The following is a 15424-nucleotide window of genomic DNA, read 5'->3' on the forward strand; positions in this document are numbered from 1 at the left end:
GTCTTTGAGCATATCGGCCACCACTAAAAACGATACGCTTATCAAAGCAAAACCCTGGCCGAAGGGCCAGGGCTTTGTCAGCAGTCTGAAACCCCCGCAAGCGCGGGGGTTTTCTCTTTCAGCACTAATTTATCACTACAGCGCCTGGGCGCTTACTCAATAATGCTGACGTCATCGGCCTGCAGGCCGCGATCATTTTTAATCACGTGATAGCGAACAATCTGGCCTTCGGCCAGCATACGCGGGCCACGACCACGAATGGCACGGAAGTGAACAAACACATCTTCTCCGTTATCGCGAGTAATAAAGCCGTAGCCTTTGTTGGTGTTAAACCACTTTACTTCACCCTCTTCACGGCCATCGTTGGGGTCGATGATATCTTCCTCTTCATCATCTTCCACCGTAGGAGCAGGTGCTTGGGGCTGGCGCGGCGCAGGCTTAACCCGAGCCACATCTGCCTTCACAACCATTGGTGGCGCCAGGGCAGCCGCCGCTAACGTGCCGATAAACAACATAATAAAGCAGCCAAAGGCTACCGCGGCATATACGCTAAAAGCAGCTTCGGCTAACCACTGCTCAGCCAGAGGTGCATTGGTTAAATGAACAATCCCTGCCAGAAGAAGCGGCGTGGGGGCGGCGAGTAAGACACTGATAAAGAAACAGCGAAAAACAACTTTTGGGTTCATAGATGATAAAAGCTCTCTTGTTGTATGGGTAACAGACGAAGGACAATACTCGAACTACCAGGCCCATTCCTAACAGTACCGAGCATACTACACAAGGTGACGATGTTATCATGACAAACGAATTATCGCCTGCTGAGCTCGCTCAACGTCTTGAATCGTTGGAGAGTCGGCTGGCCTATCAGGAGCACTGGCTGGACACTCTGGATCAAGCGGTCGCCCAGCAGGAGCGCCGCTTGGAAAAACTGGAGCAGCTAAGCGCCTTGATGCGCGAACGGCTACGCGAGCAGCATCAGGCGCTCCAGGCGGGCGACTCCCAAGGCAGTTTTCGTCCAGAAGACGATATCCCACCCCACTATTAAGCCACGGCTCGCGGCTTCTTGCCCGCCCAAAAGCGGTGGGATTACTTCACCATGCTGGCCGGGTCAACGTTTTCCAGCCCAAATGCATCGGCAACGGCACGATAGGTCACCTTGCCGTTGTGAACATTAAGGCCGGGCAGGAAGTGCGCATCATCGGCTAATGCTTTCTGCCAGCCTTTATCCGCCAGCGCCAGTACGAAAGGCAGCGTAGCGTTGGTCAGCCCTAAGGTAGAGGTACGCGCCACGGCACCGGGCATATTGGCCACGCAGTAGTGCACAATACCATCCACGATATAGGTAGGCTCAGCGTGGGTGGTGGGCCTGCTGGTTTCAAAGCAGCCGCCCTGGTCAATCGCCACATCCACCAGCACGCTGCCCGGCTTCATATCCGCCAGCATGGCGCGAGTAATCAGCTTCGGCGCAGCGGCGCCTGGAATCAGCACGGCACCGACAATCATATCTGCCGTTCTTACCGCGTGATCCAGCGCGTCCGCCGTGGAGTAGACGGTTTTGATGCGCCCCTGGTAGCGGTCATCCAGCACTTCCAGGCGGGCAATCGATTTATCTAAAATCGTGACATCTGCCCCCAAGCCCAGCGCCATGCGCGCCGCGTTCTCACCCACGACACCGCCGCCAATCACGGTCACACTACCTGGCGCTACCCCCGGTACACCCGGCAACAGCACGCCAGAGCCGCCCTGCGCCTTTTCCAGGCTATGCGCCCCTGCCTGCACCGCCATACGGCCCGCCACGGTGCTCATGGGGGCTAATAGCGGCAGGCCACCTTTAGCATCGGTGATAGTTTCGTAGGCAATACAGGTAGCACCGCTCTTCATTAGCCCTTGGGTGAGAGACTTTTCAGCGGCTAAGTGCAAGTAGGTAAACAGCGTATGCTCAGGGGTGAGTCGCGCGACCTCTTCTGGCTGCGGCTCTTTGACTTTCAAGATCAGCTCGGCGTTTTGCCACAGCGCATCAACATTTGGCTCGATAGTAGCGCCAGCCTGCTGGTAATCGCCATCTTGAAAGCCAGCGCCTTCACCCGCGCCAGCCTGCACGCTCACCGAATGGCCCCGCCCGGTTAGCTCGCGCGCGCCGGTGGGCGTCAGTGCGACGCGGTATTCATGGTTTTTGATCTCTTTCGGGACGGCAATTTTCATGGTTGGCTCTCCTGATTCGGGCACATGTCATACGTTGCTAAGTGCATTACAGCACAGCAAACAAGAACCACCACCCCTGGAAAGAAAAACAAAAAAAACGCCGGCCAAGGCGTTTTTTAGCAGAAGAATCTAGCGGTTAAGGGCCCTAGGCGAAAAAATCAACGCCCCTATTAAACGTCACTCTTCGTTCACCACCGCACCACCATAAATACGCTGGTACTCTTCAGGCAGGCGTTTCGGGCGGCCGCTTGAGAGCGCGACACAGGCAAACCGAGTACGGGCGTTCAGCAGCGTTTTGCCATCCGCAACGCGCTTGAGCTGAAAGCGGCGTGTCAGGCTAAAGCGGCCGTCACACGCCACGATCCACGTTGCCAGCTGCAGCGCGTCACCCGCAAAGGCAGGCGCGAGGTAGTCCAACTCATGGCGGTGCACCACCATTGCCCTATCTAAAGCTTGATAGCGCTCAAGGGATAGCCCCAACGCCTCGGAGTGCGCCCAGCTAATTTGCTCAACCCAGCGCAAGTACTCGCTGTTATTAACGTGCTGGTAGGCGTCAATCGCCTCTGGCAGCACGTTTAAGTCAATGACAAACGGATCTGGCAGTGCCCACTCCATGTGGCTATCTCCTCTCTTTGAAGACCTCTATCAGTTCACCACTAATGACCGTGCTTAGTCGCGGAACACGCGCACGCCTAGCGCCTTCAAGTACGACGTCTCCGGTATGGCCGGGTGTACCGGGTGATCAGGTCCTTGGTGGCCCTGGAAGATCACCTGACCTTGGCGGTCCTGGTGGCGCACTGCACCGCGCACCACATCGACCAAACGATCAGGGGCAAGGTGCATGGAGCAGGATGCCGACAGCAGCAGGCCATCGCGGCCCAGCAGGCGCATCGCCTCACGGTTCAGGCGCGAGTAGGCGCGCTCGCCGTTGGGGATATCCTTACGCTTTTTGATAAACGCAGGCGGATCGAGAATCACCACATCGAACTGCTCGCCATCTGCCTTTAGCGCCGCCAGGGCTTCAAAAGCATCGCCTTCACCAATCGCCACCTGCTCTTGAACGCCGTTCAGCTCGGCGTTGCGCGCCACTTGCTCCAGCGCCGCGCCGGATGCATCCACGCAGAGCACTTCTGATGCACCGCTGGCCGCCGCCTGAACGCCCCAGCCACCCACGTAGCTGAATACGTCCAGCACGCGCTTACCGGCCACTTGGCTGTTGAGCCAAGCACGGTTCACACGGTGATCATAGAACCAGCCGGTTTTCTGGCCGTTTAGCACCGGCACGGCAAAGGTGACGCCATTTTCGACCAGCAGCACTTCGTCAGGCAGCGTACCTTTGACGACTTCCACGTGGGCTTCCAGGCCCTCCTGGCGGCGGCCACCGGTGTCGTTACGGAAGACGATAGCACTCGGCTTAACCACTTTCTCCAGGGCGTCAACGATATCTTCCGCCAGTGCCTGCATACCGGCGGTGTTGAGCTGCACCACCAGCACATCGCCGAAACGATCAATCACCAGGCCAGGCAGCAGGTCGCCCTCGCCATGAATCAGGCGATAAAACGGCTGATCAAACAGGCGCTGGCGCAGCGCTAGGGCCTGATTAAAGCGATGCACGAACAGCGAGCGGTCCAGGCGCATTTCAGGGTCGCGAGACATGATGCGGCCGCAGATCAGCGAGTGCGGGTTCACGTAGGCAACGCCCAGGGTTTTACCGTTGGACGCCTCTACCAGCACAGGCTCGCCCGCCGCAAAGTTTTTCAGCGGCGTCTCTTTGATATCGACTTCGTTGGAGTAGATCCACAGATGGCCAGCTTTTAAGCGGCGATCGGCGTTTTTATTCAAGCGCAGGCGTTGGGTCACAACAATCTCCAAAAGAGCAAGCTTACAGTGCACTTAGGCACTGTAAGCATAAAAACAGTTAACCGCCCAAGGCGGCGATTAACGCTGGCAGCCGGGGCAAAACACACTGGCACGTTGACCCAGGGTAATGCGCTTCAGCTCGCTGCCACAGCGTAGGCAAGGCTGCCCGTGGCGTCCGTAAACATTCAGCCGCTGGGCGAAGTAACCAGGCTCGCCTTGGCCGCTGACAAAATCGCGCAGCGTGGTGCCACCTTGGGTAATGGCCGCCGCCAACACCTCTTTGACGGCCGCCGCTAGCGCGTCGTAGCGCGCTTGGGAAATTCGCCCCGCCGCACGGCGCGGGTCGATGCCTGCCATAAACAGCGCTTCGGCGGCATAAATATTGCCCGCACCCACCACCACACGGTTGTCCATCAAAAAGGGCTTTACTGCCACCCGCTTATCACGGGACAGGCGGTAGAGCCACTGGCCGTTGAAGGCATCGCTAAGCGGTTCAGGGCCAAGGTGGGCAAGGCGGGTATCGCGGCTGCCGTCGCCCTGCTGCCAGTCGACAAACCCAAACCGACGCGGGTCATGGTAGCGCAGCACGTAGCCGCTGGCGGTCACCACATCCACATGGTCGTGCTTTTTCGGCAAATCCCCCAGGCGGGCAATACGCAGGCTGCCCGACATGCCTAAGTGCCACAGCAGCGTGGCACTGCCATCAGCGGTGGCTAGCGGAATCTGCAGGTATTTAGCTCGTCGGGCCAACTCGCCCACTCGCGCGCCGATTAAGCGTTCGGCCAGGTCGTCCGGCACTGGTACCCGCAGGCGCGGCTGGCGCACCCGCACTTCGGTAATTTCTTGCCCCTCTATATAGGGGGCGATGCCACGTCGCGTGGTTTCAACTTCAGGCAGTTCGGGCATGATGAAAGCCTATGATGACAGCACAGTGACAGCGATTAACGGCCAAGGCGCTAACGACAGACATGCAAAAACCCGGCTTTAGGCCGGGTTTTTCAACAGGCGCTCGCCTGCGGTGAAAGCCGATCATCGTAATCGCGATTACTTGATCTTGGCTTCCTTGTAGATAACGTGCTTACGGACCACCGGGTCGTATTTCTTGAATTCGAACTTATCCGGGGTGTTCCGCTTGTTCTTATCAGTGGTGTAGAAGTGGCCTGTACCGGCACTAGACACCAGCTTGATCTTATCGCGCATGGTTTAACTCTCCCAAAAGTGCTTAGCAAAAAGCTGGCTTAGATAGCGTCGCCGCGTTTGCGGATATCGGCCAGAACCGTCTCGATACCTTTCTTGTCGATGATACGCATACCTTTAGAGGAAACGCGCAGCTTGACGAAGCGGTTTTCAGACTCAACCCAAAAACGATGGGTGTGCAGGTTCGGCAAGAAACGACGACGTGTCTTACGCTGGGAGTGAGAAACGTTATTACCAGTTACCGGACGCTTGCCGGTAACCTGACATACTTTGGACATGAGAGCCTCCAACCGCTTGGCGAGTTGTTCAAAACTGTCGGGCAAACCGGAGCAGGGAGGGAGTCGACGCAGTTAACCGCCTAGCTGTACCCAAATCCGTTATTCAACCCAAGTTCAAAGGTGGCACTTTATACCAGAGCACCTAGCTACCAGCAAGCGAAACCGCCCAAAAAGGCCAAAAAAGCGCATTTTTGGACAATTTACTTAGAAAAGGGGCAGCGGCCTGACGACCAGCCACGCGTCTTTTATTGCTAAGATTATTGCTTATAGCCAGCCACGCTCGGCAAATGACACCACTTCTCCGTCCCCCACCACAAAATGATCGAGTACCCGCACGTCAAAGAGTGCAAGGGCATCTTTTAAGCGTTCAGTGATACGTCGATCAGCATCGCTGGGCTCAGCCACACCCGATGGGTGATTGTGGGCCAGGATGACAGCACCAGCGTGTAATTCCAGCGCACGCTTGGCAACTTCGCGGGGATAAACGGATGCGCTGTCTAGGGTACCGCGAAATAGGGATTCATAGCGAATAATTCGATGCTGTGTATCCAAAAAAAGTACGGCGAACTCTTCATGCCCCAAGTGACGCAGCTGTGAGCTTAAATAGTGGCGCACCAACGCAGGCGACGTTAGGGCATTGCCACGAGCCAGTTGGCTGGCCAAATGCCGTCGAGAGAGCTCTAGGGTGGCCTGCAACTGGGCAAATTTAGCACTTCCCAGACCACGGGCGGAGCAGAACTGGGTTTGGTCCGCCTCAAGCAACTGCCTTAACCCCCCAAAATTCGCCAGCAAGTCCCGCGCCAAGTCTACCGCCGAGCGCCCCTGCACGCCTACTCGCAGAAAAATCGCTAACAGCTCGGCATCCGAAAGTGCCTGCGCGCCCATATTCAACAGCTTTTCCCGTGGCCGCTCACCTTCGGGCCAATGATTAATCCCCATCCACGCCTCCCTAATGGTTCTTTTAACGCACTGCCATGACCGCCAGCCTCACTATACCTAGCATTATGGCGAATCTGCCGAGCATGCCAAAATAATCAGCCAAATGGTATGGTAAGCCCCTTGTTGATCGTCACACTGGACTGCCCACCATGGCCCCACTTTCGCACTCCCCCTTATCGTCGCTAGCGGGTAAGCGCCTGCTGCTGGGCGTTAGCGCCGGCATCGCGGCCTACAAAAGCGCCCTTATCGTGCGGCTGCTAAAACAGGCTGGCTGCGAGGTTCGTGTAGTGATGACCGAGGGAGCCCAGGCGTTTATAACGCCACTCACGCTTCAGGCACTTTCGGGCGAGCCGGTGCGTACCTCGCTACTCGACCCTGAAGCGGAAGCTGGCATGGGGCATATCGAGCTGGCCCGCTGGGCGGATGCCATCGTCATCGCCCCGGCCACCGCCGACTTGATCGCGCGGCTGGTCCATGGCATGGCGGATGACTTACTGACCACTCTATGCCTTGCTTCTGAAGCACCGCGCCTCATCGCCCCTGCGATGAATCAGGCCATGTGGCGCCACCCAGCCACTCAGCGCAATGTGGAGCAGTTGGCCACCGATGGCTGGCAGCTGATTGGCCCGGCGGCGGGCGATCAGGCCTGCGGCGACGTCGGCCCAGGGCGCATGAGCGAGCCTGAAGAGATCCTGGAAGCGGTGACCCAGAGCTTTGTGACAAAGAACTTTGCGCCGCCTGTCGCCGCTTCCGCCAGCGCACCCCACATGGTGATCACCGCCGGCCCCACTCGCGAGGCGCTGGACCCGGTGCGCTACCTGTCAAATCACAGCTCGGGGAAAATGGGCTACGCCCTGGCTGCGGAAGCGGCCGCCCAAGGGGCGCGGGTAACGCTGATCAGCGGCCCGGTGAACCTGCCTACTCCCCAAGGTGTCGAGCGGCTCAACGTCGAAACCGCCGTACAGATGCACGAAGCATCGCTTAAGCTGGCCCCCCAAGCGGCGCTGTTTATCGGCTGCGCGGCGGTAGCCGACTACCGCGCGGAAAGCGCTGCCGAGCACAAGCTTAAAAAAACCGATGACCGGGATACGCTGACGCTCACGCTGGTGAAAAATCCAGACATCATTGCCGACGTAGCGGCGCTGCCTAAAGGTCAGCGCCCCTTTGTGGTGGGCTTTGCCGCCGAGACCCAGAACATCGAGCGCTACGCCCAGGACAAACTGGCCCGCAAAGGGCTGGATATGATCGTCGCTAACGATGTTTCCCAGCAGGGCCTGGGCTTTGGCAGCGACGACAACGCGGCGCTGCTGCTATGGCGAACGCCTACCCATAACGAGCAGCTTGTTGCCCCGCCGCAACCCAAAACTCAACTGGCAGCGCTGATTATTCAGCATGCACTCAAGCAACTCTCTTTGATCTCTTCTGGAGCCTGACCATGAGCAGCCCCCGCCCTCGCCTGCAGTGCAATGTGTTGGATGAGCGCCTGCACGATTACCTCCCCTCCTACGCCACGGCAGGCTCTGCGGGCATGGACTTACGGGCGCTGCTGGATGCCCCCCTCACCCTTGCCCCCGGCGAATGCCAACTCGTACGCACCGGCCTTGCCATCTATATTGAAGATCCAGGCTTGGCGGGCATGATTCTGCCGCGCTCTGGCCTCGGCCATAAACACGGCATCGTGCTGGGTAACCTGGTTGGGCTCATCGACTCCGACTACCAGGGCGAGCTAATGATCTCGGTATGGAATCGCGGCCAGGACAGCTTCACGATTGCGCCCTTCGAGCGGCTCGCCCAGTACGTTCTGGTCCCCGTGGTGCAAGCTGAACTCGATATCGTCGATAGCTTTACCGACTCTACTCGCGGCAGCGGCGGTTTCGGCAGCACCGGCCGTCAGTAACCCCGTTCGCCAGCCCACTCCCTTTCAGCGTTTTTCAAGGATCGATGATGACCGTACCCGCTTCGATATTTCGCGCTTACGATATTCGCGGCATCGTGGATGACACGTTAAGCGAAGCCACCACCGAGCTGATTGGCCGTGCCGTCGGCTCTGAAGCCGCCGTTCGTGGCGAGCAGACGGTGATTGTGGCGCGAGATGGCCGCACCTCTGGGCCGCGCCTGCAAGCAGCGCTCATTCGCGGCCTTCAGGCCGCCGGGCGGGACGTTATCGATATCGGCATGGTGCCCACACCGGTGCTCTACTTCGCCACCCACACGCTGCCAGAGAGTCGCTCAGGGGTGATGCTCACCGGCAGCCACAACCCGCCGGACTACAATGGCTTTAAAATCGTCCTCGCAGGGGAAACGCTATCCGGCGACGCCATTACTGCGCTCTTTGAGCGTATCCAGGCGGGCAATTTCACCCAGGGCCAAGGCAGCGTGAGCAGCCAAGATCTGCGCGCCAGCTACCTGGAGCGCATTTTGAGCGATGTAAAGGTGGAACGCCCGCTCAGCGCCGTGGTGGATTGCGGCAACGGTGTGGCCGGAGAGCTTGGCCCGCAACTTATTCAGCGGCTTGGGGTCACCACCACACCGCTGTTTGACGAGATCGATGGCCGCTTCCCCAACCATCACCCCGACCCCGGCAAGCCGGAAAACCTGCAGGATCTGATCCACCACGTCCAGCAGAGCGGTGCCGACATCGGCCTTGCCTTCGACGGCGACGGTGACCGGCTAGGCGTCGTCACGCCCCGTGGGCGTATGATTTACCCTGACCACCTGCTGATGCTGTTTGCCACCGATATGCTGTCGCGCAATCCTGGAGCGAAAGTGGTCTTCGATATCAAGTGCACCGGCAATCTTGCCCGGGTGATTAGCGAGGCTGGCGGCGAGCCTGAGATGTGGCGCACCGGCCACTCACTGATTAAAGCGCGTATGAAAGAGACCGACGCGCTGCTGGGCGGCGAAATGAGCGGACATATCTTCTTTAAAGAGCGCTGGTACGGCTTTGATGACGGCCTCTACGCAGCCGCCCGACTGCTGGAGATTCTTGCCCAGTTCCCCGGCGACGCGGACGCTTTCTTTGAGCAATTCCCCCAAGATGTCAGTACGCCAGAAATTAACGTCAGCGTTGCCGATGAAGAAAAATTTGCCATTATCGAGACACTTGCCAGAGAGGGCGACTTCGGCGAAGGTATCAAAACCACGCTGGATGGCATTCGCGTTGATTACACCGACGGCTGGGGATTATGTCGCGCCTCTAATACGACGCCCGCACTGGTGCTTCGTTTTGAGGGAAAAGATAGCGCAGCGCTCGCTCGAATCCGCGAGCGCTTTGAAAAAGCGCTACACGGCGTCGCGCCTACACTGACCATACCAGCCACAACAACAGCATGATCGCGCCCTTAGAACGCGCGACGTGTTAAAAAATGCTGTCATCCAGGCGCGTAAGCGCCTAGCAACGCAACAGACATTAAAAAGAGCAAAGGGACAACGTCATGAGTTCAGCTAGCCGCGACCCCCAGGTCGTTGTGGAGGTGCTGTCAGAAGCGCTTCCCTATATTCAGCAATTTTCCGGCAAAACTGTCGTCGTGAAATATGGCGGCAATGCCATGACCGAAGACACGCTGATCGACTCATTTGCTCGCAACATCGTGCTGATGAAGGAAGTTGGCATTAATCCGGTGGTGGTTCACGGCGGCGGCCCGCAAATTGGCAGCCTGCTGGAGAAGCTCAATATCGAATCCCGCTTCGTGAATGGCATGCGAGTCACTGACTCGCAAACCATGGATGTCGTGGAGATGGTACTGGGCGGCTTGGTGAACAAGAGCATCGTAAACCTGATCAATCAAAGCGGCGGCAAGGCGATTGGCCTGACCGGCAAAGATGGCGCCCAGATTCGCGCCCGGCAGCTGAAGGTGGAGCACCAGAGCCCGGAGATGACCGCGCCGGAAATCATCGACATCGGCCATGTCGGCGAAGTGGAGTCGATCTCCACTGACCTGATCGAGATGCTGGCCGCCCGGGACTTTATTCCGGTCATCGCTCCCATCGGCGTGGATGACAAAGGTAACAGCTACAACATCAATGCCGATCTGGTAGCAGGCAAGCTGGCCGAAGCGCTGAACGCCGAGAAGCTGATGCTGCTGACCAACGTGGCGGGCTTGATGAACAGCGAAGGCAAGGTGCTAACGGGGCTCACCACCGCCCAGGTAGACGGCCTGATTGCCGATGGCACCATTTACGGCGGGATGCTACCCAAAATCCGCTGCGCGCTGGATGCCGTGAAAGGCGGTGTGAACAGCGCCCATATTATTGATGGCCGCGTTCCTCATGCGGTGCTACTGGAAATCTTTACCAACGCCGGGGTAGGCACCCTGATCACTGACGCAGGTTAATCGCGACGGAGGGCAAGAGTCATGAGTGACGATCGCAAACCTCGCCGCCGCGAGCAAATTCTGCAGGCGTTAGCCATCATGCTGGAAGAGGACAGTGGCAAGCGGATCACCACGGCCGCACTGGCGCGCCAAGTGGGCGTTTCCGAAGCGGCGCTGTATCGCCACTTCCCCAGCAAGGCGCGCATGTTCGAGGGACTGATCGACTTCATCGAAGAGAGCATTTTCGCACGCATTACCCGCATTCTGGATGACATCCCCGACGCCACGACCCGCTGCGGGACGATTCTCTCGCTCCTGCTCGGGTTTGCCGAGAAGAACCCCGGGCTTGCCAGGGTGCTAGGGGGCGATGTGCTCACCGGTGAAACCGCACGGCTGCGCCAGCGGGTACACCAGCTCTTCGAGCGCCTGGAAACCCAGCTCAAGCAGGTGCTGCGGGAAGCCGAGCTGCGCGAAGGGCTACGCACCAACATTTCCGCCTCGGCCGCAGCCAACCTACTGATCGCCCAAGCCGAGGGGCGTATTTCTCAATATGTACGTAGCGACTTCAAACGCTTGCCCACCGAATATTGGGACGACCAGTGGACGCTACTCTCTGGCCAGCTGTTAAGAACCACTGCACAGCCAGCTTAATAGAGAAAAACGAAAACGCCCCGAAGGTACGGCACCTTCGGGGCGTTTTATTGCGCGACAAAATAGCATTACGCAGCGATAGCGGCGTCGCCCATTTTCTGGCGCAGTTTCTTCATGGCGTTCTTCTCGAGCTGGCGAATACGCTCGGCGCTGACGCCGTACACATCGGCCAAATCGTGCAGCGTTGCTTTATCATCGGTGAGCCAACGGCGCTGCAGGATATCCCGCGAACGATCATCCAATCCCTTCAGCGCCAGCTGCAAGCGACGAGTAGAGTCTTCTTCAAAATCGCTGTCTTCGAGCTGCGTCGCAGGGTCGGCGGACGCATCGTCGAGGAAGTAAGCCGGCGCTTGGTAGGTGCTCTCTTCATCGTCGCTTGGCGAGGCATCATAACCTGCATCAAACGCTGAGAGGCGGCCTTCCATATCGCGCACGATTTCAGGCTTCACATCAAGGTCTTTGGCGATGGCATCCACTTCGTCATTATTCAGCCATGCCAAACGCTTTTTCGCGCTGCGCAGGTTGAAGAACAGCTTGCGCTGGGCTTTGGTGGTGGCGATTTTAACAATGCGCCAGTTACGCAGCACAAACTCATGAATCTCTGCCTTGATCCAATGCACGGCAAACGACACTAGGCGCACGCCCTGGTTAGGGTCGAAACGCTTGACCGCCTTCATCAGGCCAACATTACCTTCCTGAATCAGATCTGCCTGCGGCAGGCCGTAGCCTGAATAGCTACGGGCAATATGCACCACAAAACGCAGGTGCGAAAGCACCAAGCGGCGCGCCGCTTCCAGGTCGCCTTCATCATAAAGACGAAACGCCAGCTCGCGCTCTTCCTCGACGCTCAGCACAGCGATGCCATTCACCGCTTGAATATAGCCCCCCAGGTCGTTGCCTGGTGAAAGCTGTCCCACCGGTAGAAGACTAGTGCTCATGTGCAGGTGGTCTCCCTTAAAACCTATCGTGGTTGACGTGTCGGCCTAACATTATAAAACGTGCTGCCAAACGTCCTGAATTAACTTATAAGACCTTAGTAGAAGCTTAAGGTTCAAACGACCGATGCATTCACTGCATAAGTCGCAAAACGGGGGTAGAAATTCCCGTTATCGACCGCATAACACAGCATACTGCTAAATATATGACTCACATGTAAACCTATGATGACATAAATGCTGCCTACATGCGTTAACGCGGGCGAATGCTGGAGAGATGGCGTGTTACGGCAAGCCATGCACCCAGCCAGCCAAGTAGTGTACTGCAAGATAGCAGAATTGTAGAGCCTGTCACATCTAGCTGCGGCAAGGTGAAGCTGGCACCGTAGCTGGCCGCCAGCGCCGCTACCGGCAGTGAGAGCCAGTGATTACCCAACCCTAACAGGCCCAAGGCCAGCAGCCCGCCGCCAACGCCGTACCAGGCACCGCTGTACAAGAAGGGGCGACGCACGAAGGCGTGAGTGGCGCCAATCAGCATTACCACCTCAATTTCGCGGCGGCGACTCTCCACCGCCAAGCGGATGGTGTTTCCCACCACCAGCAGCACGCCAAAACCGAACAGCACGCCCAGGGCAAGCGCCATGCGGCGACCTAGATCCGCTAAATGGCGCAGCCGCTCTACCCAGGCTAAATCGACGCGCACTTCGTCAATACCGGACAGCCCCTCTAACCGCTGGGCTAGCCCAGCCATGGCGGCGGGGTCCACATTTTGCGGGGAAATGACGATGCTCGTAGGAAGAGGGTTATCGTCCAGTCCTGCGAGAGTATCATCGACACCCAGCGCCTGTTGAAAATCCGCCATGCCCTGCTCCGGGCTAATCAATCGCGTCTTGGCAACGCCGTCATCAGCGGCAACGGCTTCCTCAATCCGAGCCGCCTGTGCCTCATCAATACTCATTTCCAAATAAACGGTAAGCGTGGCGCTTTCATCCAGCTCCGCATCCAGCAGTTTGGCGCTATCCAGGGTAAGCCACAGCGCGGCGGGGAGCACTAGGGCAATGGCAATCGCCAGCATCGTGAGCAAGTTACCCAGCGGATGGCGCACCAGCCGGTAGAGGCTATCCAGCGCCATGGCGCGGTGGTGCCGCCCCCAGGCACGCAAGCGGCTGCTAAAACGTGTTTGCTGAGCGCGCGCCCCACTGCGAGGGGCTGTTTCCGAGGCAGGTGCGGCGGGCTTGGGTGTTTGGCGCTTACCCCGAGGGGCGGCACCGCTTTGGCGAGTATTGGCTGAGCGCTTCATGCAGCCCCCTCATCGGCGACTAAACGACCGTCCTGCAGACGCAGGATGCGGTGGTGCAGGCGGGCAATCAGCGCCAAATCGTGGCTAGCGATCATGACCGTAGTGCCGATACGGTTGAAGTCTTCGAACAGGGCCATGATATCGGCAGAGAGCTGTGGGTCTAGGTTACCGGTGGGCTCATCGGCAAGCAGCAGCGCGGGCTTATTGACCACGGCGCGGGCAATGCCCACCCGCTGCTGCTCACCGCCGGAAAGCTCGATGGGCAGGGCTTTTTCGCGGTGCAACAGGCCGACTTTATCCAGTGCTGCCCGCACCCGCCTCGCCGCCTCTCGGGGCTCTACACCCTGAATTTCTAGCGGCAGCGAAACGTTATGGAACACGCTGCGATCAAATAGCAGCTGGTGGTCCTGAAATACCACGCCAATCTGGCGACGATAAAACGGCACCTGGCTGGCGTGGAGTTGGGCAATGTCATGCCCGGCTACCACCACTCGCCCACGGCTGGGCTTTTCTAGGCGCATAATCAGCCGCAGTAGCGAGCTTTTTCCCGCCCCGGAGTGGCCAGTCAGAAACACCATTTCGCCTCTCGCCACGCGAAAGTTCAGGTGCGCCAGCGCGTCAAAGCGCCCTCCATAGCGCTTCCCCACATGCTCAAAAGCAATCATGCGCGACCATCATCCCCTTGGCGGTCAAACAGCGCGTTGACGAAGTCGTTAGCGTTGAAGGGGCGCAAGTCGTCCAGGCCCTCACCCACCCCGATAAAGCGAATCGGCGTTTCTAGCTGTTTCGCCAGGGCAAAGATAATCCCGCCTTTGGCGGTGCCATCCAGCTTGGTTAAAGTAATGCCGCTAATCGGCACCGCCTCATTAAAAGTAGTGGCCTGGGAAATTGCGTTCTGCCCCGTGCCTGCATCCAGCACGAGCATGACCTCATGGGGCGCCGTGTCATCGAGCTTCTGCATCACACGGTGCACCTTTTTCAGCTCTTCCATCAGGTGGCTCTTGTTGTGCAGCCGCCCGGCGGTATCGGCGATCAGCACATCTACGCCGCGAGACTTGGCGGCCGCCACTGCGTCGTAAATCACCGAGGCGCTGTCAGCCCCGGTGTGCTGAGCAATCACCGGTACACTGTTGCGTTCGCCCCACACTTTAAGCTGTTCCACCGCCGCCGCACGGAAGGTATCCCCGGCTGCCAGCATGACGCTCTTGCCTTCGCGCTGGAAACGCTGGGTGAGCTTGCCGATGGTGGTGGTTTTACCCACGCCGTTGACCCCCACCACCAGAATAACGAAGGGGCCGTCGCTCTCTTTCTCGAAGCTGAGCGGCGCAGACACGGGAGCCAGCAGCGCGGCCAGCTCCTCCTGTAGGCCGCGATAGAGCGCTTCGGGATTATTCAGCTCTTTGCGGGAAACCCGTGCCTCAAGGCGCTCGATGATTTCGCTCGTCGCTTCGATGCCCACATCGGCCATGAGCAGCTGAGTTTCCAGATCCTCCAGCAGCTCGTCATCGATATGCTTTTTGCCAAGGAACAGGTCGGCCAAGCCGTCAGTAAGATTGGCGCGGGTTTTCCCCAGGCCAGATTTGATGCGCGCAAACCAGCCTTTCTTCTCGCCTTTTTCGGATACCGGCTTCTCTTGAAGCGCAGGCTTCGCGGCTGGCTCTGGCTCTGGCTCTGGCTCTGGCTCTGGCTCTGGCTCTGGCTCTGGCTCTGGCTCTGGCTCTGGCTCTGGCTCTGGCTCTGGCTCTGGCT

General features: G+C 58.4%; 18 protein-coding genes. 6 read left to right on the forward strand and 12 right to left on the reverse strand.

Annotated elements, in window-relative coordinates:
* Positions 1-152 precede the first annotated feature (152 nt).
* The gene (locus tag ACIGG6_RS07830; protein WP_273682104.1) at positions 153-686 is read right to left on the reverse strand and encodes a cold-shock protein; all 534 of its coding nucleotides are present in this window, start codon (positions 684-686) and stop codon (positions 153-155) included.
* 110 nt (positions 687-796) lie between these two features.
* On the opposite strand from ACIGG6_RS07830, the gene ACIGG6_RS07835 reads away from it, so the two are divergent.
* A complete protein-coding gene (locus ACIGG6_RS07835; protein ID WP_044629733.1) occupies positions 797-1045 on the forward strand; it encodes a SlyX family protein in 249 nt (82 codons plus the stop codon).
* Between the two features lie 41 nt (positions 1046-1086).
* On the opposite strand, the gene ald is transcribed toward ACIGG6_RS07835, so the two are convergent.
* The 7 genes from ald to radC all read right to left on the reverse strand — a co-directional run bounded on the left by ald (position 1087) and on the right by radC (position 6476).
* Complete coding sequence (ald, locus tag ACIGG6_RS07840; RefSeq protein ID WP_399843733.1) at positions 1087-2202, reverse strand: alanine dehydrogenase; 1116 nt, start codon at positions 2200-2202, stop codon at positions 1087-1089.
* A 177-nt stretch (positions 2203-2379) separates the two neighbouring features.
* On the reverse strand, positions 2380-2817 hold the full coding sequence (locus tag ACIGG6_RS07845) for an acyl-CoA thioesterase (RefSeq protein WP_399843735.1): 438 nt from the start codon (positions 2815-2817) through the stop codon (positions 2380-2382).
* Positions 2818-2871: 54 nt separating this feature from the next.
* A complete protein-coding gene (locus ACIGG6_RS07850; protein ID WP_399843737.1) occupies positions 2872-4062 on the reverse strand; it encodes a class I SAM-dependent rRNA methyltransferase in 1191 nt (396 codons plus the stop codon).
* Positions 4063-4140: 78 nt separating this feature from the next.
* A complete protein-coding gene (gene mutM / locus ACIGG6_RS07855) occupies positions 4141-4968 on the reverse strand; it encodes a bifunctional DNA-formamidopyrimidine glycosylase/DNA-(apurinic or apyrimidinic site) lyase (RefSeq protein WP_399843739.1) in 828 nt (275 codons plus the stop codon).
* Positions 4969-5106: 138 nt separating this feature from the next.
* Positions 5107-5262: a 50S ribosomal protein L33 gene (gene rpmG, locus ACIGG6_RS07860; protein ID WP_009098622.1), complete on the reverse strand. Its 156-nt coding sequence runs from the start codon at positions 5260-5262 to the stop codon at positions 5107-5109.
* A gap of 38 nt (positions 5263-5300) precedes the next feature.
* Positions 5301-5537, reverse strand: a complete 237-nt coding sequence (rpmB, locus tag ACIGG6_RS07865) for a 50S ribosomal protein L28 (RefSeq protein WP_038481085.1) — start codon at positions 5535-5537, stop codon at positions 5301-5303.
* A 264-nt stretch (positions 5538-5801) separates the two neighbouring features.
* On the reverse strand, positions 5802-6476 hold the full coding sequence (gene radC / locus ACIGG6_RS07870; protein WP_044629736.1) for a RadC family protein: 675 nt from the start codon (positions 6474-6476) through the stop codon (positions 5802-5804).
* A 149-nt stretch (positions 6477-6625) separates the two neighbouring features.
* Between radC and coaBC the strand changes: the two genes are divergently transcribed.
* The 5 genes from coaBC (at position 6626) to slmA (ending at position 11440) form a co-directional block, all read left to right on the forward strand.
* Positions 6626-7909, forward strand: a complete 1284-nt coding sequence (coaBC, locus tag ACIGG6_RS07875) for a bifunctional phosphopantothenoylcysteine decarboxylase/phosphopantothenate--cysteine ligase CoaBC (protein ID WP_399843741.1) — start codon at positions 6626-6628, stop codon at positions 7907-7909.
* Positions 7910-7911: 2 nt separating this feature from the next.
* Entirely contained in the window at positions 7912-8373 is a 462-nt protein-coding gene (dut, locus tag ACIGG6_RS07880; RefSeq protein WP_083023243.1) for a dUTP diphosphatase, read from the forward strand.
* Positions 8374-8420: 47 nt separating this feature from the next.
* Positions 8421-9809, forward strand: coding sequence for a phosphomannomutase/phosphoglucomutase (locus ACIGG6_RS07885; protein WP_399843743.1), 1389 nt, complete (start codon positions 8421-8423; stop codon positions 9807-9809).
* A 101-nt stretch (positions 9810-9910) separates the two neighbouring features.
* Positions 9911-10810, forward strand: coding sequence for an acetylglutamate kinase (gene argB, locus ACIGG6_RS07890; protein WP_044629740.1), 900 nt, complete (start codon positions 9911-9913; stop codon positions 10808-10810).
* 21 nt (positions 10811-10831) lie between these two features.
* Positions 10832-11440 carry a nucleoid occlusion factor SlmA gene (gene slmA / locus ACIGG6_RS07895; protein WP_213262817.1) on the forward strand — a complete coding sequence of 203 codons (609 nt, stop codon included), beginning with the start codon at positions 10832-10834 and terminating at the stop codon, positions 11438-11440.
* Positions 11441-11508: 68 nt separating this feature from the next.
* Here the strand turns inward: slmA and rpoH are convergent, their stop codons facing one another.
* From rpoH to ftsY, 4 genes are all read right to left on the reverse strand, one after another.
* The gene (rpoH, locus tag ACIGG6_RS07900) at positions 11509-12378 is read right to left on the reverse strand and encodes an RNA polymerase sigma factor RpoH (RefSeq protein ID WP_253507447.1); all 870 of its coding nucleotides are present in this window, start codon (positions 12376-12378) and stop codon (positions 11509-11511) included.
* A gap of 250 nt (positions 12379-12628) precedes the next feature.
* Positions 12629-13675 carry a permease-like cell division protein FtsX gene (gene ftsX, locus ACIGG6_RS07905; RefSeq protein WP_253507445.1) on the reverse strand — a complete coding sequence of 349 codons (1047 nt, stop codon included), beginning with the start codon at positions 13673-13675 and terminating at the stop codon, positions 12629-12631.
* Complete coding sequence (gene ftsE, locus ACIGG6_RS07910; protein WP_137093717.1) at positions 13672-14340, reverse strand: cell division ATP-binding protein FtsE; 669 nt, start codon at positions 14338-14340, stop codon at positions 13672-13674. Before ftsE ends, ftsX begins: the two co-directional genes overlap by 4 nt.
* Positions 14337-15424 (reverse strand): signal recognition particle-docking protein FtsY (ftsY, locus tag ACIGG6_RS07915; protein ID WP_399843747.1); only part of this gene is annotated, 1088 nt, incomplete at its 5' end. The genes ftsE and ftsY, both read right to left, overlap by 4 nt.

Origin of the sequence: Vreelandella lionensis (genome assembly GCF_044543515.1) — a bacterium.
In the GTDB taxonomy this organism is placed as follows: domain Bacteria; phylum Pseudomonadota; class Gammaproteobacteria; order Pseudomonadales; family Halomonadaceae; genus Vreelandella; species Vreelandella lionensis.